Here is a 25148-nt window from a genome sequence, read left to right on the forward strand (position 1 = left end):
AACCGTAATGCTGTTCACATTGACGGTTTTTTTATGGTTATTGCGATTTGCAATCTAAATCAATTATACTTTGATTTCTACTTCAACACCACTTGGTAACTCTAATTTCATTAAAGCATCGATAGTTTTTGAAGAAGAACTGTAGATATCTAACAATCTCTTATATGAACTTAATTCGAACTGCTCTCTTGATTTTTTGTTAACGTGTGGAGAACGTAATACAGTAAAAATCTTTTTGTGAGTTGGTAATGGAATTGGACCCGTTACTACTGCACCTGTACTTTTTACAGTTTTTACAATCTTCTCAGCAGACTTGTCTACTAAATTGTGATCGTAAGATTTTAATTTTATTCTGATTTTTTGACTCATTTTCTTAAAAATTAAGCGTTACCTTTTGCTTTTTTGATTACAGCTTCTGAAATATTAGAAGGTGTTTCTGCATAATGTGAAAACTCCATTGTTGAAGTAGCTCTACCAGATGATAATGTTCTTAATGTTGTTACATAACCAAACATTTCAGATAAAGGCACATCAGCTTTGATAGTTTTAGCACCATTTCTATCACCCATATCATTTACTTGACCTCTACGACGGTTCAAGTCACCTACGATATCACCCATGTTTTCTTCTGGAGTAATAACTTCGATTTTCATGATTGGCTCAAGAATAACTGCACCAGCAGCACGACCAACTTCTTTATATCCCATTTTCGCAGCTAATTCGAAAGAAAGAGCATCAGAATCCACAGGGTGGAAAGATCCGTCTAATAAAGTTACTTTTAAACTATCTACTGCATATCCCGCTAAAGGACCTGCTTTCATAGCTTCTCTGAAACCTTTTTCAACAGCTGGAATATATTCTTTTGGTACGTTACCACCTTTAACTTCATTAACAAACTGTAATCCCATAGGAGCTTTACCGTCTACTAAATCAGCAGGTTCTAAACGGAATACGATATCACCAAATTTACCACGACCTCCAGATTGCTTTTTATAAGTCTCTCTGTGTTGTGCTGCCTTAGTGAACGCTTCTTTATATTCTACTTGTGGCTCACCTTGGTTTACCTCAACTTTAAACTCACGTTTCATACGATCTACAAGAATGTCTAAGTGTAACTCACCCATACCTGAAATAATCGTTTGACCTGAAGCCTCATCAGTTCTAACTGTAAATGTTGGATCTTCTTCAGCTAATTTAGCCAAAGCCATACCCATTTTATCCACGTCAGCCTTTGTTTTTGGCTCAATTGCGATACCAATTACAGGATCAGGGAATTTCATTGACTCAAGAATAATTGGGTGTTTTTCATCACACATTGTATCTCCAGTCTTGATATCTTTAAATCCTACAGCAGCTCCAATATCTCCAGCCTCAATATATTCGATTGGATTTTGTTTGTTAGCATGCATTTGGTAAATACGAGATATACGCTCTTTGTTTCCAGAACGAGTGTTCAAGATATAAGAACCCGCATCTAAACGACCTGAATAAGCACGGAAGAAAGCTAAACGACCAACATAAGGGTCAGTAGCAATTTTAAATGCTAAAGCTGCAAACGGCTCTTTTGGATCAGGACGACGTAAAATTTTCTTTTGATCTTCTTCTAATAAATCAGCATCATCAGGGTGAATACCTTCAATACCTTCTTTATCCATTGGCGATGGTAAGTACTTACATACCGCATCTAACATGAACTGAACACCTTTATTTTTGAAAGAAGAACCAGCAATCATAGGAATGATAGCCATGTCAATTGTAGCAGCTCTTAAAGCTGAATTGATTTCATCCTCAGTAATAGAGTTTTCATCTTCCATGTATTTTTCCAACAAGTTTTCGTCGTAAGTAGCAATCTCTTCAATTAAAATTGAACGATATTCTTTTACTTCGTCAACCATATCAGCCGGAATAGGCACGATATCAAAAGTTGCCCCTTGAGTTTCGTCATGCCAAATAATAGCTTGGTTTTTTACTAAGTCAACAACTCCTTTAAAGTCATTTTCTTCACCAATTGGTAAAGTAATTGCAACAGCGTTAGATTTTAACATCTCTCTAACTTGTTGACAAACCGCTAAGAAGTTAGAACCTTGACGGTCCATTTTGTTTACGAATCCCATACGCGGAACTCTATATTGGTCAGCTAATCTCCAGTTAGTTTCAGATTGAGGCTCAACACCATCAACTGCACTAAATAAAAACACTAAACCATCTAATACACGTAACGAACGGTTTACCTCAACTGTAAAGTCAACGTGTCCCGGTGTATCGATAATATTAAAGTGGTATGATTTTGACTCTGGCAATACTTTTCCTTGCTCTGTTGGGAAATTCCATTCACAAGTTGTAGCAGCTGAAGTAATTGTAATACCTCTTTCTTGCTCTTGTGCCATCCAGTCCATTGTTGCAGCACCATCGTGTACTTCACCAATTTTGTGTGATTTTCCTGTATAGAATAAGATACGCTCAGTTGTTGTTGTTTTACCAGCATCAATGTGAGCAGCAATTCCAATATTTCTTGTATATTTTAAATCTCTAGCCATTTCTGTATGAATTAAAATCTAAAGTGAGAGAATGCTTTATTAGCATCTGCCATTTTGTGAGTATCCATTCTTTTCTTAACAGCAGCACCTTCTTCTTTAGCCGCAGCTAAAATTTCAGAAGCTAACTTACCTGCCATTGATTTTTCATTTCTTCTTCTTGCATAAAGAATCATCCATTTCATAGAATAAGAAATTTTTCTATCTGGACGAATTTGCATTGGAATTTGGAATGTAGCTCCACCCACTCTTCGTGAACGAACTTCTACGTGAGGCATAACATTTGTTAATGCATCTTTCCATACTTCTAAAGCAGTTTTTTCTGCATCTTGCTTTTTAGCTTCAACGATATCTAATGCATCATAGAAAACTTTAAAAGCTGTTGATTTTTTACCATCCCACATTAAGTTGTTTACAAAACGTGTTACTAACTGATCGTTAAATTTTGGATCTGGTAAAAGTGGTCTTTTTTTGGCCGCTCTTTTTCTCATGTCTTTTCTTTAAAAGATTTTAAATTACTTTTTCTTTCCAGTTGGTGCAGGTGCTTGTCCTGGTTTTGGACGTTTTGCTCCATACTTAGATCTACGTTGTGTTCTTCCTGCAACACCCGCAGTGTCTAATGCTCCACGTACGATGTGGTAACGTACACCTGGTAAATCTTTTACTCTTCCACCTCTAACTAATACTATCGAGTGCTCTTGTAGATTGTGACCTTCTCCAGGAATGTATGCATTCACCTCGTTACCGTTTGTTAAACGAACCCTAGCTACCTTTCTCATTGCTGAGTTTGGTTTTTTAGGAGTTGTTGTGTAAACACGAGTACACACACCTCTTCTTTGAGGACAAGAATCTAAAGCAGCCGATTTACTCTTCTTAGTTATTTGGGTTCTCCCTGTTCTTACTAATTGTTGAATTGTTGGCATAATTAAATACTAAAAATTTTTACTGTTTAAAATTCCCGCTTTTTACGGGGTTGCAAATGTAGGAATTATTTTTTACTTTCCAAATCATAATTTATTAATTTTCAATACAATTACATTTTAGTAGTAATTTGATTTGTATTGAGTTACAAAAATAGACCAACAACACTCTACTACAAATAAAATTTATTTTGCTTTTTTTCGTTTCTTTACAGCTATGAAATCTATTTTTCTTTTTATCGTTTGTTTATGCTTCCAATTTTCATTGGGACAAAACTTCTATTTAAAAATAGCAGGAACATCTGAAAAAGAAAACAACACCATTGACAGCTTGCAATACGAATCTAAACACACTTCAGTGGCGTTAATTTTGGAAGAGCAAAAACGATTTGAAAGCAAATTAACAAATCAAGGTTTTTTTGATTGGTTGTTGTTGGAACAGAAAAAAATGAATGATAGTAGTTTTGTCTTTAAATATAGTTTAGGAAATTCGATAAAAAATAATAGCATATATATAGGTAAACTTTCCGCTGAAGAAAAATCGCTATTACAATTAGAGAAAGACACTATTACTATTGCCACGAATGAAGTTGAAAATTTCATGAAGAACAAAATAGCATTACTAGAAAAGAAAGGCTATTCTTTAGCGAATTTACAATTAGTGAATCAACGAAAAATAGAAAACAGTTTGATATCCGATTTACAACTGAAATTAAACTCAAAAAGAAATATTACTGATATTGTTATTGTGGGTTACGATAAATTCCCTGCAGGAATAAAAAAAGCAATTACGAAAAAAGCAAAAAAAGCAACTTTTAATCAGGATAATTTAAAACAGATTAATGATGCTTTTGAAAAATTACAATTTGTTAACCAACTAAAATACCCTGAAATCTTATTCACACAAGATTCAACCAAGATTTTTGTTTACGTTGAAAAATCGAAACCCAATAAATTTGATGGTTTTATCGGATTTTCAAATGACGACCAAAGCAAATTAACTTTTAATGGTTATTTAGACTTGCAATTACAAAACATTTTGAATTCGGGTGAAAAATTTAATTTGTATTGGAAAAACGACGGAAACAGACAAACATCATTTAACATCGGAACCGAATTACCGTATATTTTTAAAAGTCCAATTGGAATTAAAGCAAATTTGAGGATTTTTAAACAAGATTCCACTTTTCAGAATACAGTTACCGATTTGAATTTGGGTTACTATTTTGCTTACAACACTAAAGCTTTTATTGGTTACCAAAAAACCACTTCTGTTGATATTCAAAATACGAATTCATTTAGTTTGAATGATTTTACGAATACCTTTTTAACCTCGAGTTTTGAACATCTTGAATTAAATCCTGATAGTTTTATTTTTCCTGAAAAAGCAAAAGTTTTTGTAAAATTTGGAACAGGAAATAGAACGATTGAATCTCAAAAAACAAGTCAGTTTTTTACTCAATTGGATTTGAGTTACAATGTGAATTTGAATCCCAAAAATAGTATTCATCTAAGAAATCAAACTTTTTATTTACAAAGTGACGATTATGTAATTAACGAGCTGTTCCGATTTGGAGGCATCAATTCGATACGAGGTTTTAATGAAAATAACTTACAAGCTAATGCTTATACCGGAATCATTGCGGAATATCGTTATTTAGTCGCTTCTAATTTATACTTACATTCCATAACCGATTTTGGCTATTTTCAAGACAAAACTTCTAATACAGAAGACCGATTATTAGGTTTGGGATTCGGATTTGGATTATTTACCAAAAATGGTCTTTTTAATTTGGTTTACGCTAACGGAAGCACTAGCGAACAAGCGATAAAACTTTCGAATTCAATTGTGCATATTAGTTTTAAAACGAATTTTTAATTCGGACATTTTGAAACCATCAAAAAATCAAACTAAAATCCTATCTTTGCGCCATGGAAAAAGACAACCAAATATTCGGGATTAGAGCAATAATTGAAGCAATTAACGCTAAAAAGGAAATTGATAAAGTATTCGTTCAAAAAGATGCACAAGGCGACTTGATGCAAGATTTGATGAAAACAATGAAAAGAAATAACATCAACTTTTCATACGTTCCTGTTGAAAAACTAAACCGATTAACTCCAAATAATCACCAAGGTGCGGTGGCAACCATTGCTCCAATTTCTTTTGTTTCATTAGAAACTTTAGTAGAAGGTGTTATCGAAAGTGGTAAAAAACCTTTATTCCTAATTTTAGATCAATTGTCAGATGCGCGTAACTTTGGCGCTATCATCAGAACAGCAGAATGTACTGGTGTTGACGGAATCATAATTCAAAAACAAGGTTCGGCTCCTGTGAATGGTGATACCGTTAAAACTTCGGCTGGTGCGGTTTTTAATGTGCCGATTTGCAAAGTAGATCACATTAAAGATGCTATTTTCTATTTGCAAGGTTCTGGAATTAAAACCGTTGCAGCAACTGAAAAAACAGAACAACACATTTACGACATCAACTTCAACGAAGGCGTTGCTATTATTATGGGTAGCGAAGACAGAGGTGTAAACCCTTCAGTATTAAAAATTGTAGATGAAAAAGCAAAATTACCTATGTTTGGAACAATCGAATCATTGAATGTTTCAGTGGCTTGTGGTGCATTTTTGTATGAGGCTTTGAGACAGAGAATGTAATAATTATACTTGATATACTTTTATAAAAGCCTCCAAATAATGGTGGCTTTTTTTACTTCTTCCCTCCTAAAAACTCATACACCACTTTCATAGAAGAATTGAAGTATTCTCGAATTACTTCTTCTGGTTTTGGTGGTGGATTGAAATTTCCTTTTTCGTCGAAATTTTTCATAAATGGATCGAGTTCTGAATTGAAATCGGGTTTTTCCCATTCGTAAAAAATCGGTTTTGAAAATTGCGGTGTTTTTAGAACTAAAGCTAAGGCTAATCCTACAAGAAATCCTGCTAAATGTCCTTCCCAAGAAATACCTTCTTTTACATTTGGAAACATATACCAAACGCTTCCACCATATAAAATTACGATGGTGAATGATAAAGCTACCAATCGGTAATATTTGGTAAAAATACCTTTGAAGAAAATAAAACTCACTAAAGCATAGATTAATCCGCTCGCACCAATGTGGTAACTTGGTCTTCCCAACAACCAAGTTCCTAATCCTGAGAATATAATTCCTAAAAACAACACCACAAACGATTGCTCTTTGTAGAAATACCTCAATATTGGCAACAACACTAACAAAGCAACAGAATTGTTTGCCAAATGTTCAACATCGCCATGCAAAAACGGACTAAATAAAATTCCTTTTAATCCATAAACTTCTCTTGGATAAACTCCAAAATGCGACAAATTATCTTGAAATTGCAATTCATACCAAAAAACCGACCATAAAGTCAATACAAAAAATAGCGGTAATAAAATGACCGCTTTTGTAAACTGAAAAGGATTATCGTGATGTTTTTCCATACTGAATCGAACTCAAAGATAAAGCCAAAAATATTTCTATGCACATTTGTCATAAAATTGTAATTTTACGTCATGAATCAACCATTAGCCGAACGCATACGCCCACAACAATTATCGGATTACATCAGCCAATTGCATTTAGTTGGACCTGAAGGTTCGTTAACGCAACAAATTGCCAAAGGATTAATTCCAAGTTTGATTTTATGGGGACCACCTGGAACTGGAAAAACTACATTGGCACAAATTATGGCACAAGAAAGTAAACGTCCGTTTTACCAACTGAGCGCCATACATTCGGGTGTAAAAGACATACGTGAGGTAATTGAAAAAGCGAAACAAAGCAGTGGTTTATTCACAGCTAAAAATCCGATTTTATTTATCGATGAGATTCATCGCTTTAGCAAATCGCAACAAGATTCTTTATTGGCAGCAGTGGAAAAAGGTTGGATAACATTGATTGGTGCAACGACTGAAAATCCGAGTTTTGAGGTCATTCCCGCTTTATTGTCAAGATGTCAGGTATATGTGTTGAATGCATTTACCAAAGTCGATTTAGAAGCGTTATTACATCGTGCTATGAAAACTGATGTTCAGCTACAAAATAAAAATATCCAATTAAAAGAAACCGAGGCATTATTAAGGCTTTCAGGTGGTGATGGTAGAAAATTATTAAATATTTTCGAATTAGTAATTAATGCAACCGAAAGCGATACCATTGAAATTACGAATGAAAAAGTCATGCAATTGGTTCAAAAAAATACAGTGTTGTATGACAAAACAGGCGAACAACATTATGATATTGTTTCGGCTTTTATCAAATCCATTCGAGGAAGTGACCCAAATGGTGCTGTTTATTGGTTAGCTCGAATGATTGAAGGTGGCGAAGATGTTAAATTCATCGCTCGAAGAATGCTAATCTTAGCCAGTGAAGATATCGGAAATGCCAATCCAACAGCTTTTATCATGGCAAATAATGCTTTTCAAGCTGTGGCAACTATTGGTTATCCTGAAAGTCGCATTATTTTGAGCCAGTGTGCGATTTACTTGGCGACTTCAGCAAAAAGTAACGCAAGTTATATGGCGATTGGAAAAGCACAACAAATGGTAAAACAAACTGGCGACTTACCCGTACCAATTCATTTAAGAAATGCGCCAACTAAATTAATGAAAGAGTTAGGTTACGGAGAAGAATATAAATACTCGCACGATTTCCCTAACAACTTTGCCGAGCAAGAGTTTTTACCTACCGAAATTTCAGAAACTAAATTCTTTGAACCCGGCGAAAATGCACGTGAAAAAGAATTACGTCAGTTTTTGAAGAACAGATGGAAGGATAAATATGGGTATTAAGTCTTAAAACTTAACCTCAATTTTTTCAGAATACACTTTTCCGTCAAAATCATATTCGAAAAACCAACCGCTATTTTTCTTCAAAAGAACTCCTTTAAAACTTTCTTTACCTGCAAGAAAAACAGTATCTAATGATGTACTATAAAGCACCATAACTACATTATCTGAATAATTTACTAAATTATAACCTGCATCTGTAGCAACTGCACGAAGTTCACTTGTATTAATTATAGTATTAGATTTTTTTGATGGCACTGTTTCAACCACTTCATTTGTTTTTTCCGCTAATTTATCAGAGGTAACTTTTATTTTTAATTGCCCTTTCATTGAACTTAACGATTCCCTAAATGCTTCTGTATAAGCTTTTTTAAATTCTTTTTCCTTACTTACACCTAAATCACTAGTATATAAAACTTTATTATAACAGTCTTTTAACTCTACTGAAACTTTGGTAGAAAACATATTGCTATCTTCTCCAGCATTAACAAGCAAAGCTAAACAACGATTTTCTGCCAATTCTTTAGGAAATTCATCTGTATCAAAATACACTTCAAACCCTTCTTTTTCAAAAAAAGATTTTGTCATAGCATTCAAATTATATTTATTTTCCTCCTTAAAGAAACTGAACTTTTTAGGTACAATAACATATTTATAATTTTCTTGAGAAAAAGAAAATGAGTAAACAAACAAAACAAATAACAAAACGAACTTCTTCATAACTATAAAATATTTTTTAATTCTAATAAATGTTTAACCTGAAATACAGGATTTTCTACTTCAATATTTTGTTCATTGAAAAACACCGCTTCTATTCCGGCTTCTTGTGCTCCAACGATATCAGCTTCGTAACTATCACCTATCATTAGACTTTCCTCTTTTGAAGCTTTCGCCAAAGATAAGGCAAAATCGAATATGTTTTTATGTGGTTTTTTAACTCCAGCCATTTCTGAATTGGTTATCGTTTCAAAATAATGATCAATATTGGAATTTTTCATTTTTTTGGTTTGAACCGATGCAAAACCGTTGGTAATAATATGCAATTGATATTTTGGTTTTAGATAATCCAATAATTCAATAGCGCCATCAAAAAGATGATTGTATTCGGGTAAATATTTGATATATTCTTCGGACAAATGATGAATCATTTCGTCGGAAACTTCAAAATGTAACGCATCAAAAACGTCTTTCAAACGATAATAACGTAAATCATCATGCGAGATTTGATTCACTTGGTACAATTTCCAATAATGTTGGTTTCTCGGAATGTAAATATTCAAAAAATCCGATAATTCAATATCAAATCCTTGTTGTTTGAAAATCGTGTCAAACGCAAATCCTGAATTTTTATCAAAATCCCAAAGCGTGTGATCTAAATCGAAAAAGAGATGTTTTTTATGTTGGAATGATTGCAATGCTATATGTTTGAGTGATTAAAAAAAGCCCAAACGAATGGGCTTCTAAATTATTTACTTTGAGAGATAATTACAGCATCTTCGATATGGTAAATCCAATCTTCCACATCGGTTTCGTTGTATCTAAAAGTCCCTTTTAAAGTTACATACGTATCTGTTTTTAACTTTGGAAAAGCACCACCTTTAAATTTGATACCCGCAATAGTTTCTGGTCCTGATTTTCCGCAGAAGAAACAAGCGGCGAAAACGTTTTTACTCAATGCATAATTTTTGTTATCGATTGGCACAATGAATCCGCTCATGAAAACGGTTTTCTTTTGCATCATTTTCAATTTCATGTTCACTTGTGGAAATTCCACTTCGCCATAAGTTGCATGTTTCTTGCGAACGTATTTGATATCGCCCAACATTTTCCATGTTAGTGTATCTGCTGCTACTGATGTTTTAGTAGTAGCTTTTACAGTTGAAGTTGTGCTATCTGAAAAGCTCATCATCGAAATAAAAACGACTAAAGCTAAACTTAATTTAATATAATTACGCATTGGCTAATGTTTTTGAAATATTTAAATTGTATGCTTTTACGGCTGGAATTAACGCAGCAATAAAGCCCACAAATATAGTTAGTAAAAATAGAGTTCCCTCTTTCTCCCAAATAAATTCGTATGGATTGAAACTCATTTTGAAATCTTCTTCAGCTGAGTTGGATAACATACTTAATCCTACTCTTCCCAAAATCGTACCAAAAATAAATCCAACTACACATAAAAGCAAACTTTCAATCATTACCACTTTTAAAAGTTGTAGTCTTTTGGCTCCGTTGACACGCATTAAGGCAAATTCATTCTCGCGTTCTTTTAATGTGTTGTAAAGTGCGATGAAAATCGAAATTCCTGAAATCAACATGATTCCGTATGCTAAATATTGTAAAGCTGAAATTCCAATTCCGAATAAAGAAAACAAACGATTGACTTCAATTGCTGGTGAAGCGACTTGCATTTTAGTATTTTGTGCGATGATTCTTGGCCAAGTTACAATTCCCATTTTATTGCGGAATTTTAGTAAAACAGCTGTGATTTCCATACCAGGTTCATCTAAAGTCATGTCGACTTCTTCATGATGTTCTTCTCCTTCTACATGAACGTGACCTTCTTCTCCATGTGCTGGATTTTCTGCTTCTTCGTGTCCGCCGTGCATTTGCCAAACACTTGGAATCGTACATAAAATCAAATTATCTACTACTTTCCCTGTTGGTTTTGCAATTCCGACAACTTTGTAGGCATAATGGTCATGAACTTCTCCTTCAGCAGCATCACCATGAGAACCGAAGAACTCATCTCCAATTTTTAAGCTTAATTTTTTAGCAATATCACTTCCGATTACGACTTCGAAATTCTTTTCGAAAAGTTTTCCTTCGGAAATTTTTGCTCCATATTTTTCTAAATAATCAGGCGTTGTTCCTAAGATTTTATAACCGCGATAATTATCTCCAAATGCTAACGGAATCGCTTTTTGAACAAACGGATGTTGCATCCAAACTTTTGCAGAATCGTAACTAATATTTCCTGTAGGAGAATCTACTTGATACACCGAAGACAATATCAATTGCAACGGACTTCCTTGCGCGCCCATTACCAAATCAACTCCGTCAATATTGCTTGAAAATTTTTCTTCAAATTGTTTTTCGACTAAAACTAAAGTCGTAATAATCGCAACACTTGAGGTTAGCAAAATAACACTCAAGATGGTATTTAATGGTTTAAACCATATATTTTTCCATGCTAATTTTGCTATCATATCAAGGTAATTTTATTGATAAATCTTTCTTTAATTCGGTTATCATGCGTAACGATTAGCAAAGCTGCTTTGTGTTCTTTTGATAAAGAAGTTAGCAATTCGATTACTTTTTCTGCATTTTTATCATCTAAACTTGATGTGGGTTCGTCAGCTAACAACACTTTTGGTTCGTTCATTAACGCTCGTGCAATTGAAACACGTTGTTGTTGTCCAATACTTAGCTGCGATGGTAATTTAGACGCTTGGTTTTCGATTCCCAATTGTTCTAATAATTTCTTAGCTCTTTTAGTATGTTTTTTACCCGTTGCCAACCAACTAGCCATTTCTAAATTTTCCAAAACCGATAAAGCGCCAATGAAATGTGATTTTTGAAAAACCACTCCAATATGCTTTCCACGAAATTTATCGGTTGCTTTTTCAGAAAGTGTTACAATATCGGTTTTATCGATTTCAATTGCGCCTGTTTTGGGTTTTAACAAGCCTGCTAAAATATGTAAATAGGTGGTTTTTCCTTTCCCAGAATCACCTGTAATCAACAAAGTGCTTCCTGCTTCACAATACAAATCGGGCATGTGAAAGACTTGGTCTTTTGAGTAGGAAAAAGTGATGTTTTTGGTGCTAATCATAGTTCAACGAACATTAATTTTAGTGTTGCAAGATAAGAAATTGGTTAGAAAAATTTCTTAAATAATTTCTAATAAAAAACCTTGTGATTTACTTTCATCACAAGGCATTTATATTTTAATTTTAAATACTATTCTTCATCATGAGTACACAATCCAACAATAGTATGAAAAGTGTCGTGTAAACCATTTAAAGCTTTAGTGATTTTTGCATCAGCTGCTTTCGATTTTACTAATTTATCCAACGCTTTACTGTCTTTAGCTAATTTATTTACCGCAGCCACAATTTCTTTTTTATTGAATTCTGCTGGAATTTTAGCCATTTTTAAAGCATTTGCTTTTTCAGCCATTTCAGCGCTTCTTTCTTTGATAGGTTGCAAATTCCCTTCTTCACTTGGATGGAAAGTTTGCGACATCACTTTGTGAAACGTTTTGATTTCTGGCCAAGAAGCAAAAGTGTCAGGTTTTGGCATTGCTGCCTTGTATCTTTTGCTTACTTCTGTCCAGTTTACTACATTCCATAAAGCAGATAAATAATCGCCTCTTTTGTTTTGGTATTTTAAGTAATACGCATGTTCCCAAACATCAATTCCGAAGATTGGCGTTCCTTTTACTTCCGCAATATCCATTAATGGATTGTCTTGATTTGGAGTTGAACTCACTACTAATTTCCCTTCTTTAGTTACAACCAACCAAGCCCAACCTGAACCAAAACGACTTGCTCCAGCAGCATTTAATTTTTCTTTCAACACATCAAAACTTCCAAAAGTTTCAATTACTGCTTTTTCTAATTCGGCAGACATCTTAGTGTTTTTCTCAGGTGTTAATACCGACCAAAACAATTCATGATTGTAATGTCCACCTGCATTGTTACGAACAACTGCTGGCATAGTAGAAACTTTTGCAAAAATTTCGTTTAAACTTAATTTTTCATCAGCTGTTCCTGCTAAAGCCGTATTTAGATTTTTAACATAAGCCGCATGGTGCTTACTGTAATGAATTTCCATAGTTTGCGCATCTACAAATGGCTCCAAAGCATTATACGCATAAGGCAAAGCTTTTTGTGTAAATTGAGCCGATGCTGTTAATGTTACTAAAAGTGTGGCAACTAAAAGTTTTATATTTTTCATGTTGTATTAATTTTTGATAAAAATACAGCTTATCAGTTAGATAAAAAACTACCAAATCTTAAAATTTCCATAATTCTGAAATTTAAATTTTAGAAAATCCCTTCATCCTGAAAACTCAAATAACCATTTTCAGTAATAATAAGATGATCTAAAACCTGGATTTCTAAAGTTTGGCCTGCTTCTTTTATTCTTTTGGTAATCTTTAAATCAGCTTCGCTTGCCATTAATTTTCCTGATGGATGATTATGAGAAAGAATTAAACCCGTTGCATTTTGCTCGAAAGCTATTTTGAAAATTATGCGAATATCCACGACTGTACCTGTGATTCCGCCTTTTGAGAGTTGGGCTTTGTAGATGACTTTATTGGAATTATTGAGATACAATACCCAAAATTCTTCGTGAGGCAATTCGCCAATAATTGGTTGCATGATATCGAAAACTGCTTTACTGGAAGTGATTTTTTTGAGTTCAATAACGTCTTCGGCCCTGCGTCTTCTTCCTAATTCTAATGCTGCAGCAATAGAAATAGCTTTAGCTTCACCAATTCCTTTGAATTGCATAAGTTGGGAAACCGACATTTTTCCTAAAGTATTCAGATTGTTTTCGGAGGAAGCTAAAATGCGTTGACACAATTGCACGGCGCTCTCATTACGAGAACCGGAACCAATTAAAATAGCAAGTAATTCGGAATCAGATAAGGTAGATTTACCTTTAAGAAGAAACTTTTCACGTGGGCGATCGTCTTCAGCCCATTGATTGATTGGCGTGTACATAAAAATTTATTTTGGCGTTTATAAAAACAAAGTAAATTAATTTTTTAAACACCTCAAAATAAATGGCTTAAAAATTGCGTTTAAATCAACAACAATTAATAAAACATGAAGCTAATTCTTCCTCTTCTTTTAATATGTTTTTCTTTTGGATGTAAAAAACCCGAAACTAGTACTAAAAACATATCTGAATCAAAACCAGCAACTCAACTCATAGAAAACCCAACTGATTTCTATGAAAAACTATCTAATGCAGCGATTTCGATAATTGATCCTGAAGTGGTTTATACTCCGGATTATGTTGGGATAAAATATCCAAATGGTGATGTTCCTGCGAAAACTGGTGTTTGTTCGGATGTTGTGATTCGTGCCTATCGAAAACTAGGAATTGATTTGCAAAAAGAAGTGCATGAAGATATGAAAGCTAACTTTACTTTGTATCCTAATTTAAAAAAATGGGGTTTAAAAACTACTGATAAAAACATCGACCATAGAAGAGTTCCTAATTTAGAAATTTTCTTTGCTCGAAAAGGAAAAACTTTACCTATTACGCAAAATCCAAAAGATTATAAAACGGGTGATTTAGTTACTTGGATGATTGGTGACAAATTACCGCATATTGGTATTGTAACGCACATTAAATCAAGCAATGGCAACCCAATGATTGTGCACAACGTTGGAAGCGGACAAGTTTTGGAAGATTGTCTGTTCAGTTGGAAAATTGTTGGGCATTTTAGATATGGGAAATGATTCTAATTTATTCTTTTTCGAAATCTTTTCTACCGCCACTGAAAAATTTATCTAAAAAGTCTAAATCTATTTCTCTCGAATATAATCTCACAGTAATATCTTCTTTTTTTAACTTCCAAAAATTAAAACTAATAATATATCCATAATCGGCCAGTGATTTAGAATAATAAATTTTTACTTTTTTTAATTCATCAATATCAAATTTTGCTAAAGTAGAATTGAACATTAAAAAACTTTTTCTTATTATAATTGATTTTTCATAAAACTCTATTGATTCTAATTTTAAAACAAAGTAAAGAGTAATTATGATTGGTAAACAAACCAGAATAATTTTCCCTTTTAAGTCGGGGATAAAAAACCAAGGTATCCAAGAGGATAAAGAAAAAAATAAAGTTCTTAAATAATCAAAAAATCCAATTTCAATTTTATAAATCATAAATCAACGAGATTTTACTTTATCAACCCTTTCACCTCATCAAAATTCAATCCGCCGTAATTTCCTGAACTCATTAATAGTAAAGCGGAGTTTTCTAAATTTTGGCTGAATAAAAAGTCTTTGAATTCGGCTGGATTGGTGTAAATGATTAAATCTTCTCTTTGGAACGATTGTGCAATTTGGTCGTAGGTTACTTCTTCCAAACGCTTGATTTTTACTGCATCGGGCGAATAGAAAACAACAGCTACATCGGCTGCATCTAAAGCGCCTTGGTATTCTTTTAAGAACTCAGCATTTAAACTGCTGTAGGTGTGCAATTCTAAACAAGCAACTAATTTTCTATCTGGATATTGAGCTTTTACCGCTTTTGTAGTAGCTGAAACTTTACTTGGCGAATGTGCAAAATCTTTGTAAGCGACTTTATTGACACTTTCTGCAATTTTTTCTAAACGTTTTGAAGCACCTTTGAAACTGGCGATGGCTTCGTAAAATTCGGATTCGTCAACGCCCATGCATTGGCAAATCCATTTGGCGCCGGCTAAATTGCTTAAATTGTGTGCGCCGAAAACTTCAATTGGCATTGGGCCTTCTGGAGTATCTAACAACGTGGTTCCGTTTTCTACTGTGTAACTTGGTGTTTGGTAAGGAATTTTTCGGATTGGATTTTCGGTTCCTTCGGCTACTGCTTTTACGGCTTCGTCTTCTTCATTATAGACTAAAATTCCGCCACGCGTGATTTGGTTAGCGAAAATTCTAAATTGTTCTACATAATTATCAAATGTTGGAAATACATTGATATGATCCCAAGCAATTCCTGATAATAAGGCGATATTGGGTTGGTACAAATGAAATTTTGGTCGCAAATCGATTGGAGAAGTCAAATATTCATCACCTTCTAGCACAATAAAATCATTATCTTCAGTTAAATGCACCATCGTATCAAAACCTTCTAGTTGTGCTCCCACCATATAATCCACTTCGATATTGTGATAATGCATTACGTGTAAAATCATCGAAGTAATTGTGGTTTTTCCGTGTGAACCACCAATCACCACTCGGGTTTTATTTTTCGATTGCTCGTATAAAAATTCAGGATACGAATAAATCTTCAAACCTAATTCTTGTGCTTTTAACAATTCTGGATTATCCGCTTTAGCGTGCATTCCTAAAATTATCGCTTCGATATCCGTTGTGATTTTTTCAGGAAACCAACCTTCCTCGGCTGGCAACAATCCCTTTTTCTCTAAACGTGATTTTGAAGGTTCAAAAATTGCGTCATCGCTACCAGTTACATGATATCCTTTGTTGTGTAATGCTAATGCTAAATTGTGCATGGCTGCTCCGCCGATTGCTATGAAATGTGTTCTCATTATTTATGTTGAATTGTTAAACTGTTAATTTGTTAAATCGATTAAACGATTCTTCATTTCAACAATTACACTATTTGTTTTCAAATTCTCTTTTTAACTTATTTGCTTTTGTTTTGTCTTTCAACTTGTTCAAATATAAGTCATATAATTTTTCGAAGGTAGTTTTTGAATTACCAATTTCGTGCGCTTTTTTATAATGACTTTCAGCTTTAGAATAGCGACTAAAATAAACATCAATATATCCTTTTGCCAAATAGCCATCCACTTTTGAAAGCATCATTAATTCATCGGCATACTTTTGTGCTTTTTTCTCACTTCCGCCAATGATTCCTGGCAGTTCGATATACAACATTACTAATGCCCAACGTGTTTCGATATGTTTACTATCTAATTTAGCTGCAGTTAAAAACGATTCTTCTACTTCGTCAATCATTCCTAAAGCTTTGAATTTATTAGATTCTTTAGCTTTCATTCCCAATGCGCCACCATATTTGTACCAATAATTAGCGTTTTTGGGATAACTAACTTTTAGTTTTTTATAGTTAGTAATCGCTACATCCCAATCTTTTTGATGTCCAGCAATGTCACCAAGATATTCAATGGTTTTGGCGTGATTAGGTTGCGATTTTAAATGTTCTGAAAATAGTTTTTCAGCTTCGTTATATTTTTTTTGGGCATACAATTTCTCGGCCTTTTCAAACGTTGATTGTGAAAAGACTGAAAACGAAAGCATTAGAAAAAACAATTGGATAATTTTCATTTTTCAAAAATAGTGAAATGATTTTAGTTAATTTTACTTACAAAATGATTTATATTAGATTTTTTAAAAATCGTCCCAACCTTTTCAAATAAATTACACTCTATAAATAGAAAATACACTTTATGAAGTTCAAAATTCTCCTTTTTAGTTTACTTATTAGCACTTTCTCTTTCTCGCAAAATTTTGAAGAACAATGGAAAGAAGTCATGCAGCTTGAATTGGATGGAAAAACCAAATCAGCAGACGAAATCGTTACTAAAATTTACAAAAAAGCAAATCGAAAAAACATCGAACCCGAGATTATTAAATGTTTTTTCTACAAATCGAAATTTCTTCAAGTCTTAGATGAAAACGCTAGTGAGAAAATAGTGTTGGACATCAGAAAAGAAATCAAGAAGGCTTCAAAACCTAGTAAAGGGATTTTAAATTATATATATGCACAATTACTTACCAAGTATTTGAACAAAAATGCTACAAATATCTACAAGCGAACTCCTATTCAAGATAATACCTCACAAGATTTTTTAACTTGGTCGCTATCAGAATTTCATGCTGAAATTGAAAAAGCGTATGACGAATCTATAAAATACAAAGCAGAATTACGTCAAACTTCTGTTAAAGATTATAAAGAAATTTTTGAGATTTCGCCTTATTTGGATGGAGCGAATTATTCATTATATGATTTTTTGAGTGACAAGTATGTAAGTTACTTTGGCTCAAAAACTAATTTTTGGGAAATTAAAAGCAATGCAAAATATGAAGAATTAGTTTCTCTTTTTTATGGAACAACTTCTGATTTTATAAAATTAAAAGGCAATGAATTTAATCAAAAAAGTCTTGAGAAATTAGTAACAATTTTTCAAGAAAAAGAGTTTTATGCTTTAAGTCAGAAAAAAGATTTGTCAGATATATATGTTTTTAATCGAATTCAGTTTTTTCATAATAATTTTAATTCCCACAAACCATATATTAATAGCTTAACTTTTTTATTGAAGTCAAATGCAAATGAAGACTTAAAGCAAGATATTAGAGTTAAATTAGCTTATTTTTATTACATAAATGCGAATAAAACAGTTAATAAAGACTACTTTATTAAAGCTTTAGAATTAACAGAAGAAGTTCTTAGTAATAATAACAATAACAATGCTTTGTCTAATGCTACTAGTATAAAAAACACTATTCTAGGAAAATCGTTAAGTATTACTTTGAATAAAGTTTTGTATCCAAACCAAAACGCAAGAGCATTAGTATATTTTAAAAATATAGATAGTATAAAAATTAGTTATTATCGTTTTCCAGTGGAATATGATTTTTGGTTAGGAAAACCAAAGAAAGTAAAAGATAGTTTAATTAATAATTTTATTTCCAAAAACAAACCAACTAAGAGCTATTTCAAAGTTTTACCTAATAAAGGAGACTATTATGCAAATTCTACTGAAATTTTATTAGAAAAAATAGATTCTGGAAATTACTTAGTTGTTCTTACTCCTGAAAAAATGAACGAAGATGAAGCTCCAATACTATCTTATGAAAATATTTTCGTTACAAACATAATTTTTCACAAAGAATATAGCGATAAAACAGATGACTTTTTTATTTATGACAGAAAAACAGGTAAGCCCTATGAAAATATAATAGTCCGAAATAATGAACAGACAATTCTATCCAACAAAGACGGTAAAGCAAGTTTTGCTAAAAGAAACTATAACAAAAATGAAAGCAAAGAATCTAAATTATTTTTCATAAAAGATACGGACACAATTAGTAGTTTTTATACTAAAAGTGAACTCGATGACAATGATTACTCAGATGATTACGAATATTTTGATGCAAAAGCCAATGTGTTTTTTGATAGGGCAATTTATCGTCCTGGTCAAAAAGTGCATTATAAAGGAGTAATGTTGCAAAAAAAAGATCGTAAAAAAAGTGTAGTCCCATTTGTTACTGTAAAAGTTACAATTGAAGATAGTAATAACAATACACTTAATGAATACGAAGTGCAAACTAACGGATTTGGCTCTTTCTCTGGAGAATTTGAAATTCCAAAAAACATCTTAAATGGTGAATTTTCTTTACATATTGAAGAGCCCGATAATTTTGAAAATGATAAGAAATATTATGATGAGAAAGAAGATGAACACCGTTTTTGGGATAATGTGGATTTTGAAGAAAAATGGGAGGGTTTTCCATTTAGAGTGGAAGAATATAAACGACCTACTTTCGAAATCAAATTTGATGAAGTTAAAGAATGTTATACTATTGGTGATACTTTAAAAATTTCGGGCAATGTTAAAACTTTAGCAGGAAGTAATGTTTCTGGTGCAAAAGTTGTTTGGAATATTAACAAAGACGTTTATATGACGGAATATTATTCAAATCAAGAAAGTGAAATTATAACAATAGAAAACATTACAGATGAAAATGGCAATTTCTCTATTTCTTTAATTGCAACCGATAGTATTTTAAAAAACGATGAAATCAGAAATATTAATTATGAAATTGAAGTAGCTATTACTGATTTAAATGGAGAAACCAAAGAAGCTGAAAAATATGTTCGAGTTGGACAAGAAACGCTAGAGATATCTGCGTCGATAAAACACTATTTATATAAGGAAGAAAAAAACAGCTTGGTCATAAAAGCTGAAAATTTAAATGGTTATCAAGTGCCTACAAAAGGAGAAATAACGTTTTACGAAATAAAAAATAAAGAGTATTTATTTAAAAGACAATTTCAATTTCCCGAAACTCAAACAATGTCGCGTACAGAATTTGAAACACTCTTCCCTAATGAACCTTATAACGAAAGAGACATTGCAAAAGAGAAAAAGTTGGTTAAAACCATTTCATTTGATACTAAAGATGGAAATTCAATTGATTTGAACTTTTTAAAAGATTTGAAAAATGGTAGTTATACCTTTACAATAAGTGCATTAGATATCAAAAAAGACACTGTTGCCTATGAAAGTGAATTTAAACTTAATTCTAAAGTTGAAATCAAATCTAAAGAAAAGTTATTCACTTATAAAATCGATTCTAAAAGTAAAGATTTTGTAACCATTGAATTTCAATCTGAAATTCCAAATTTATACATAACCACTAGAGCTTATGAAAATGATAAAAAATATTATTTTGAAACCATTCAGTTAATTAATGGGAAAGCAATTTTAAAAGTAAATAAAACTAGAAATCATGAGAAAGAATATTACTATCATTTTGTTACTTTCTATGAAAACTATTTGCATCACGATCAGCAAAGAATAGATAATCTTATTGTTGATAATAATCTTGAGCTAGAAATAGTAAACATTCGCAATAAAGTTGAACCAGGTAGCATTGAAAATTGGTCTTTTAAAATTAAAAATCAAAAGTTAGAGTCGGAAGTTTTAGCTAGTATGTATGATTCTTCTTTAGATTTATTTGCAAAAAAGAATTGGGAAAATACATTTTTCCGAAATCAAACACAATATCCTAACTTTCCAAATCTTTATGAATTAAATTCTTTCGAAAATCAAATCGTTTGCGAATTTAAATTTACGTCTGTTTTCTCTAATTACACCATACAAAGAATAGATAATCCTCAAATTAATTGGTATGGCTTTGAATATTTATATATCAGCAATGATTGGGAACAAAGAAAATATCAAAAAGTTCTGGAAGCAGTTGGAGAAATTCCAGAAAATGCAAATTTAATAACAGGTGTCATATCAGATGAATTAGGACCAATTGCAGGAGTCAATGTTGTTGTACAAGGCACGACTAGAGGAACAACTACCGACTTTGATGGTAATTTTGAAATATTTGCCTTAAAAGGTGAAGTGCTTGTTTTTACTTATACTGGCAAAAAAACCCTAACACAAGTCATTAATGCTCATGTTGTTAATGCGGCTCTTACAGACGATGTCGTATCTGGTAGAAACATTGAAGTTATAGGAGCCATAGGAATTAAAAGAAAACAAGATGCTGTAACTTCATCAAATCAAATAATTAGTGGAGAAGAACTTTTCCAAGATAGTGATCAAAATGTAATTCAATCTTTAGCAGGAAAAGTTTCAGGTTTAACTATTGAAACTACTAACAATGGTGTTAATTCATCTACAAGAATTGTTTTAAGAGGCAATAGATCTATTTCAGGCAATAATGCAGCTTTAGTAGTTATTGATGGTGTAATTTCGGATGCAAACACTTTACAAAATTTAAAACCAGAAGACATTCACGAAACATCTGTTTTAAAAGGAGCACAAGGCGCTGCTTTGTATGGCGAACAAGGAGTAAATGGCGTTATAATAGTTACTACTAAACAAGGTTTACAACAAGTGGCGCAAGTAAAAACGAGAACTAATTTTAATGAAACCGCTTTCTTTTATCCTCATCTAACAACAGATTCTGAAGGAAAAGTCAATTTTAAATTTACAACGCCTGAATCGCTTACCAAATGGAAACTTCGCATGTATGCGCACAATAAAAAAGCAGAAACAGGTTATTTAGAAGCTGATATTATTTCGCAAAAAGATTTAATGATTATGCCAAACATGCCTCGATTTGTAAGAGAAAATGATAGCATAACAGTAACTGCAAAAGTAGCCAACCTAACCAACGAAGCCAAATCGGGGATTGCTTTGCTTCAATTGTTTGATGCTACCACAGGGAAATCTATCGATGTTGAAACTTTAAACAGTAAGAACACTAAAAACTTTAATTGCAAAGCAAAAGAAAATGTTGCAGTGAGTTGGACCATAAGTATTCCTGAAGGACTTCAAGGATTGCAATACAAAATCATCGCTAAATCAGGTAATTTCTCTGATGGGGAAGAAAATATTTTACCTGTTTTGAGCAATTCCATTTTAGTTACCGAAAACATTCCGTTATGGGTTCGTGAGAAAAATAAGAAAGAAGTAGTTTTCGAAAATTTAAAAAACAATGATTCCAAAACGTTGCGAAACCATTTGTTTACTTTGGAATATACTTCAAATCCAGTTTGGATGGCCATTCAATCGCTTCCTTATTTGATGGAATACGAACACGAATGTGCAGAACAAACGTTTTCACGTTATTATGCCAATTTTATTGCAAAAGAAATTATTAGTAGCAATCCAAAAGTAGAAAGCGTATTTGAATCTTGGAAAAAAGAAGGAAAAACCAAGTCTAAAATAGAAATTAATGAAGAACTCAAATCGATATTATTAGCAGAAACACCTTGGTTTTTTGATGCAGATGAAGATGCTAAAAACAAACGTTTAGCTTTGCTTTTCGACTTGAACACTTTGAAAGAATCATCGGAAGCTACATTGAAAAAACTAGAAGATAAAATGATGCCTTCTGGCGGTTTTCCATGGTTTAGTGGCGGACATGAAAGTCGTTATATTACCCAACACATTTTAGCAGGATTAGGTCATTTAGATAAGCTTTTCCCAAAATCTGACACTGATTTTAGTAGGATTATAAAAAAAGCAATTCCGTATATTGATGCTAAATTTATTGAGAACTCAAAGTTTAACAAATTGAATTCTATAACTTACAATAATACTGACTTGCATTATTTGTACACTAGAAGTTTTTATTTGAAACAAAATCCAATTTCTAAACAAGTGGATTCCATCATAAAATTGGATTTAGCCAATTTGAAGAAAAAGTGGTTAGATTATTCGTTATATGAAAAAGGAATGATGGCTTTAGTAATGCATCGATTTAACGAAAAAGAATTTGCTAAAAAAATCATTAACCATTTAAAAGAAACATCGGCTTCTAATGAAAATGATGGCATGTATTGGATTGATAATCGTAGTGGTTATTATTGGTATGAATCTAAAATTGAAACGCAAGCTTTAATCATTGAAGCTTTTGCTGAAATTGAAAACGATACCAAATCAATTGACGCTATGAAAGTGTGGTTGATTAGAAACAAGCAAAGTAAAAATTGGAGTACGACCAAATCAACTTCCGAAGCTGTTTATGCGTTACTATTACAAGGAACTGATTGGACTACTGTAAAAGATAATACGAAGTTTAAAATTGGAAACGAAAAAATCTTAAGTCAAAAACTTTCCAACAAAGACAAAGAAGCTGAAACAGGTTATATAAAAATGAACTGGAGCGCATCAGAAATAACAAAAGAAATGGCTACTATTTCTGTTGACAATAAATCGGAAGTTCCGGGTTATGGTGGTGTGTATTGGCAATATTTTGAAAATTTAGAGAAAATAAAAAGCGATACTAAAGGAGAAACTCAAATTCAAAAAGAGATATTTAAAAATGTAACGGCAAAAAATGGTACAGAATTAGCTCCAATTGAAAAAGAATCTTTAAAAGTTGGTGATTTGATAACCATTCGCTTAACCATTAAAACAGAAGTGGATTTAGAATATGTGCATTTAAAAGATTTAAGAGCTTCGTGTTTTGAACCTGTAAATGTTATTTCGGAATACAAATGGGAGGGCGTGAGTTATTATATGAGTACGAAAGATGTGGCAACTCATTTCTTTTTCGATTCGATAAAAAGAGGAACTTATGTGATTGATTATGAAGTAAGAGTTACGAATTCAGGGAGCTTTAATAATGGAATTGCAACGTTACAAAGTATGTATGCTCCAGAATTTTCCAGTCATTCTAAATCTGACAAGATTAAAATTAACTAGTTTATGAAGTATATTATTTTTATTTTTTTTTCTTTAAGTAGCTTCTCGCAAGTACTATTTGAAGGCGTCATAAAAGATGCTGCCACAAAAGAAGTTTTGCAAGGAGCTTCCATCTATGTACCAAATTCCACTCGGGGAAGTTATAGCGATTTTGAAGGAAAATTTAGTTTAGAGCTTCCTATTACTACTAAAGAAATCGTAATTAGTTTTGTGGGTTATACTACTATTAAAACCAACATTGATCTTTCGGATGGGAAAAATGTAAACAAAACCATTTATTTAAGAGAAATTAAAAACGAGTTAAATGAAGTAGTTTTCATCAAACAAAAACAGGATAAGAATTGGGAAAGAATGTTTCAAGTTTTCAAAACGCATTTTATAGGAAATAGCGAGATAGCAAGAGAAGCGGAAATTTTAAATCCAGAAGATGTAATTCTTAACGAAGAAAAAACACCCGGAAAATATAAACTAATGGCTAATGCCAACAGGCCATTACAAATTAAAAACAAAATCACGGGGTACATAATTAGTTATGAGTTAATTCAATTCAATCATATTGTAATTGGACATAATCAAATTTATACTTTTTATTTGGGTTACCCTTTTTTTAAAGATATTAGTAATGAGGAAAAACTAAATCAAAAAAGAATTGAAAAAAAAAGATTGGAGGCTTATTTAGGTTCATCAATGCATTTTATAAGAGCGTTATATAATGAAAAGCTACAAGAAGAAGGTTTTAATGTGAGAGAGTTAATAAAAGTACCAAATCCAGATTATCCTAATGAAATAGAATTAGAAAAAATATTGGCGGAAGTAAAACTGACAAACGATTATTCATTAATTCGAAAATTACCTGAAAAAGAAATCAATAAATTAGGAACTACTCTTTTGCCGATTACAAAATTTACAATTCAAGATAACGAAAAGAAGTTCATGAAATTTGACAATTATCTTAATGTAACTTATACTAAGGCAGCTCCTGATGAAAAGTTTTTAATTTTTAGCACAAAAGAAAATGCAAATTTTCAAGTTTCGCAATTAAAAAATGAAGATGATGCTGTTGAGTATTTCGCTGATGGAAATTATTACAACCCAGCCAATTTATTCTTTTATGGCTATATGGGTTGGAAAAAAGTTGGAGATATGTTACCATTTGATTATAATCCATAAAAAAAAACGACTTGATTTCTCAAGT

20 protein-coding genes and 1 pseudogene are annotated in these 25148 nt (G+C 32.3%); 6 read left to right on the plus strand and 15 right to left on the minus strand.

What is annotated here, in order from left to right; all coding sequences use genetic code 11:
* Positions 1-63 precede the first annotated feature (63 nt).
* The 4 genes from rpsJ to rpsL are packed head-to-tail and all read right to left on the minus strand — an operon-like array spanning position 64 to position 3457.
* Positions 64-369, minus strand: a complete 306-nt coding sequence (gene rpsJ, locus OJ995_RS06725) for a 30S ribosomal protein S10 (protein WP_009779180.1) — start codon at positions 367-369, stop codon at positions 64-66.
* A gap of 11 nt (positions 370-380) precedes the next feature.
* On the minus strand, positions 381-2537 hold the full coding sequence (fusA, locus tag OJ995_RS06730) for an elongation factor G (protein ID WP_264368720.1): 2157 nt from the start codon (positions 2535-2537) through the stop codon (positions 381-383).
* Positions 2538-2548: 11 nt separating this feature from the next.
* A complete protein-coding gene (rpsG, locus tag OJ995_RS06735) occupies positions 2549-3025 on the minus strand; it encodes a 30S ribosomal protein S7 (protein WP_008254499.1) in 477 nt (158 codons plus the stop codon).
* Between the two features lie 24 nt (positions 3026-3049).
* On the minus strand, positions 3050-3457 hold the full coding sequence (gene rpsL, locus OJ995_RS06740) for a 30S ribosomal protein S12 (protein ID WP_026725646.1): 408 nt from the start codon (positions 3455-3457) through the stop codon (positions 3050-3052).
* Positions 3458-3671: 214 nt separating this feature from the next.
* Between rpsL and OJ995_RS06745 the strand changes: the two genes are divergently transcribed.
* The gene (locus OJ995_RS06745; RefSeq protein WP_264368721.1) at positions 3672-5333 is read left to right on the plus strand and encodes a BamA/TamA family outer membrane protein; all 1662 of its coding nucleotides are present in this window, start codon (positions 3672-3674) and stop codon (positions 5331-5333) included.
* Between the two features lie 53 nt (positions 5334-5386).
* Positions 5387-6121 carry a 23S rRNA (guanosine(2251)-2'-O)-methyltransferase RlmB gene (gene rlmB / locus OJ995_RS06750; protein ID WP_153200730.1) on the plus strand — a complete coding sequence of 245 codons (735 nt, stop codon included), beginning with the start codon at positions 5387-5389 and terminating at the stop codon, positions 6119-6121.
* 52 nt (positions 6122-6173) lie between these two features.
* Here rlmB and OJ995_RS06755 read toward each other — a convergent pair whose 3' ends face one another.
* Positions 6174-6926: a rhomboid family intramembrane serine protease gene (locus OJ995_RS06755; protein ID WP_264368722.1), complete on the minus strand. Its 753-nt coding sequence runs from the start codon at positions 6924-6926 to the stop codon at positions 6174-6176.
* 72 nt (positions 6927-6998) lie between these two features.
* On the opposite strand from OJ995_RS06755, the gene OJ995_RS06760 reads away from it, so the two are divergent.
* A complete protein-coding gene (locus OJ995_RS06760) occupies positions 6999-8276 on the plus strand; it encodes a replication-associated recombination protein A (RefSeq protein ID WP_264368723.1) in 1278 nt (425 codons plus the stop codon).
* A 3-nt stretch (positions 8277-8279) separates the two neighbouring features.
* On the opposite strand, the gene OJ995_RS06765 is transcribed toward OJ995_RS06760, so the two are convergent.
* The 7 genes and pseudogenes from OJ995_RS06765 to radC all read right to left on the minus strand — a co-directional run bounded on the left by OJ995_RS06765 (position 8280) and on the right by radC (position 14008).
* On the minus strand, positions 8280-8861 hold the full coding sequence (locus OJ995_RS06765; protein WP_264368724.1) for a hypothetical protein: 582 nt from the start codon (positions 8859-8861) through the stop codon (positions 8280-8282).
* 134 nt (positions 8862-8995) lie between these two features.
* Positions 8996-9688, minus strand: a complete 693-nt coding sequence (locus OJ995_RS06770; protein WP_264368725.1) for a YjjG family noncanonical pyrimidine nucleotidase — start codon at positions 9686-9688, stop codon at positions 8996-8998.
* Between the two features lie 50 nt (positions 9689-9738).
* Positions 9739-10230: a hypothetical protein gene (locus tag OJ995_RS06775; protein ID WP_264368726.1), complete on the minus strand. Its 492-nt coding sequence runs from the start codon at positions 10228-10230 to the stop codon at positions 9739-9741.
* The gene (locus OJ995_RS06780) at positions 10223-11482 is read right to left on the minus strand and encodes an ABC transporter permease (RefSeq protein WP_264368727.1); all 1260 of its coding nucleotides are present in this window, start codon (positions 11480-11482) and stop codon (positions 10223-10225) included. The genes OJ995_RS06775 and OJ995_RS06780 overlap by 8 nt, the downstream gene beginning before the upstream one ends.
* Positions 11479-12108 carry an ABC transporter ATP-binding protein gene (locus tag OJ995_RS06785; protein ID WP_264368728.1) on the minus strand — a complete coding sequence of 210 codons (630 nt, stop codon included), beginning with the start codon at positions 12106-12108 and terminating at the stop codon, positions 11479-11481. Before OJ995_RS06785 ends, OJ995_RS06780 begins: the two co-directional genes overlap by 4 nt.
* 467 nt (positions 12109-12575) lie before the next feature.
* Positions 12576-13235 (minus strand): annotated as a pseudogene (locus OJ995_RS06790) (superoxide dismutase); the annotation flags it as partial.
* An 89-nt stretch (positions 13236-13324) separates the two neighbouring features.
* Complete coding sequence (radC, locus tag OJ995_RS06795) at positions 13325-14008, minus strand: RadC family protein (RefSeq protein ID WP_264368729.1); 684 nt, start codon at positions 14006-14008, stop codon at positions 13325-13327.
* Positions 14009-14113: 105 nt separating this feature from the next.
* Between radC and OJ995_RS06800 the strand changes: the two genes are divergently transcribed.
* Complete coding sequence (locus OJ995_RS06800) at positions 14114-14755, plus strand: DUF1287 domain-containing protein (protein WP_264368730.1); 642 nt, start codon at positions 14114-14116, stop codon at positions 14753-14755.
* Positions 14756-14762: 7 nt separating this feature from the next.
* Here OJ995_RS06800 and OJ995_RS06805 read toward each other — a convergent pair whose 3' ends face one another.
* From OJ995_RS06805 to OJ995_RS06815, 3 genes are all read right to left on the minus strand, one after another.
* Entirely contained in the window at positions 14763-15191 is a 429-nt protein-coding gene (locus OJ995_RS06805; RefSeq protein WP_264368731.1) for a hypothetical protein, read from the minus strand.
* A gap of 14 nt (positions 15192-15205) precedes the next feature.
* The gene (locus OJ995_RS06810; protein ID WP_264368732.1) at positions 15206-16561 is read right to left on the minus strand and encodes a UDP-N-acetylmuramate--L-alanine ligase; all 1356 of its coding nucleotides are present in this window, start codon (positions 16559-16561) and stop codon (positions 15206-15208) included.
* A 70-nt stretch (positions 16562-16631) separates the two neighbouring features.
* Entirely contained in the window at positions 16632-17321 is a 690-nt protein-coding gene (locus OJ995_RS06815; protein WP_264368733.1) for a tetratricopeptide repeat protein, read from the minus strand.
* A gap of 122 nt (positions 17322-17443) precedes the next feature.
* Here OJ995_RS06815 and OJ995_RS06820 point away from each other — a divergent pair, with 122 nt between their 5' ends.
* The gene (locus OJ995_RS06820) at positions 17444-23953 is read left to right on the plus strand and encodes an alpha-2-macroglobulin family protein (protein ID WP_264368734.1); all 6510 of its coding nucleotides are present in this window, start codon (positions 17444-17446) and stop codon (positions 23951-23953) included.
* A gap of 3 nt (positions 23954-23956) precedes the next feature.
* Positions 23957-25123, plus strand: coding sequence for a carboxypeptidase-like regulatory domain-containing protein (locus OJ995_RS06825; RefSeq protein ID WP_264368735.1), 1167 nt, complete (start codon positions 23957-23959; stop codon positions 25121-25123).
* The last annotated feature ends 25 nt before the right edge of the window (positions 25124-25148 follow it).

Source organism: Flavobacterium lacisediminis (assembly GCF_025909975.1).
GTDB lineage: Bacteria > Bacteroidota > Bacteroidia > Flavobacteriales > Flavobacteriaceae > Flavobacterium > Flavobacterium lacisediminis.

Coding starts and splice junctions, on each gene's coding strand:
- radC (WP_264368729.1), bottom strand. CDS start 14,008: ATGTACACGCCAATCAATCAATGGGCTGAAGACGATCGCCCACGTGAA.
- OJ995_RS06775 (WP_264368726.1), bottom strand. CDS start 10,230: ATGCGTAATTATATTAAATTAAGTTTAGCTTTAGTCGTTTTTATTTCG.
- OJ995_RS06780 (WP_264368727.1), bottom strand. CDS start 11,482: ATGATAGCAAAATTAGCATGGAAAAATATATGGTTTAAACCATTAAAT.
- rpsJ (WP_009779180.1), bottom strand. CDS start 369: ATGAGTCAAAAAATCAGAATAAAATTAAAATCTTACGATCACAATTTA.
- fusA (WP_264368720.1), bottom strand. CDS start 2,537: ATGGCTAGAGATTTAAAATATACAAGAAATATTGGAATTGCTGCTCAC.
- OJ995_RS06745 (WP_264368721.1), top strand. CDS start 3,672: ATGAAATCTATTTTTCTTTTTATCGTTTGTTTATGCTTCCAATTTTCA.
- rpsL (WP_026725646.1), bottom strand. CDS start 3,457: ATGCCAACAATTCAACAATTAGTAAGAACAGGGAGAACCCAAATAACT.
- OJ995_RS06760 (WP_264368723.1), top strand. CDS start 6,999: ATGAATCAACCATTAGCCGAACGCATACGCCCACAACAATTATCGGAT.
- rpsG (WP_008254499.1), bottom strand. CDS start 3,025: ATGAGAAAAAGAGCGGCCAAAAAAAGACCACTTTTACCAGATCCAAAA.
- OJ995_RS06765 (WP_264368724.1), bottom strand. CDS start 8,861: ATGACAAAATCTTTTTTTGAAAAAGAAGGGTTTGAAGTGTATTTTGAT.
- rlmB (WP_153200730.1), top strand. CDS start 5,387: ATGGAAAAAGACAACCAAATATTCGGGATTAGAGCAATAATTGAAGCA.
- OJ995_RS06815 (WP_264368733.1), bottom strand. CDS start 17,321: ATGAAAATTATCCAATTGTTTTTTCTAATGCTTTCGTTTTCAGTCTTT.
- OJ995_RS06785 (WP_264368728.1), bottom strand. CDS start 12,108: ATGATTAGCACCAAAAACATCACTTTTTCCTACTCAAAAGACCAAGTC.
- OJ995_RS06800 (WP_264368730.1), top strand. CDS start 14,114: ATGAAGCTAATTCTTCCTCTTCTTTTAATATGTTTTTCTTTTGGATGT.
- OJ995_RS06820 (WP_264368734.1), top strand. CDS start 17,444: ATGAAGTTCAAAATTCTCCTTTTTAGTTTACTTATTAGCACTTTCTCT.
- OJ995_RS06825 (WP_264368735.1), top strand. CDS start 23,957: ATGAAGTATATTATTTTTATTTTTTTTTCTTTAAGTAGCTTCTCGCAA.
- OJ995_RS06755 (WP_264368722.1), bottom strand. CDS start 6,926: ATGGAAAAACATCACGATAATCCTTTTCAGTTTACAAAAGCGGTCATT.
- OJ995_RS06805 (WP_264368731.1), bottom strand. CDS start 15,191: ATGATTTATAAAATTGAAATTGGATTTTTTGATTATTTAAGAACTTTA.
- OJ995_RS06810 (WP_264368732.1), bottom strand. CDS start 16,561: ATGAGAACACATTTCATAGCAATCGGCGGAGCAGCCATGCACAATTTA.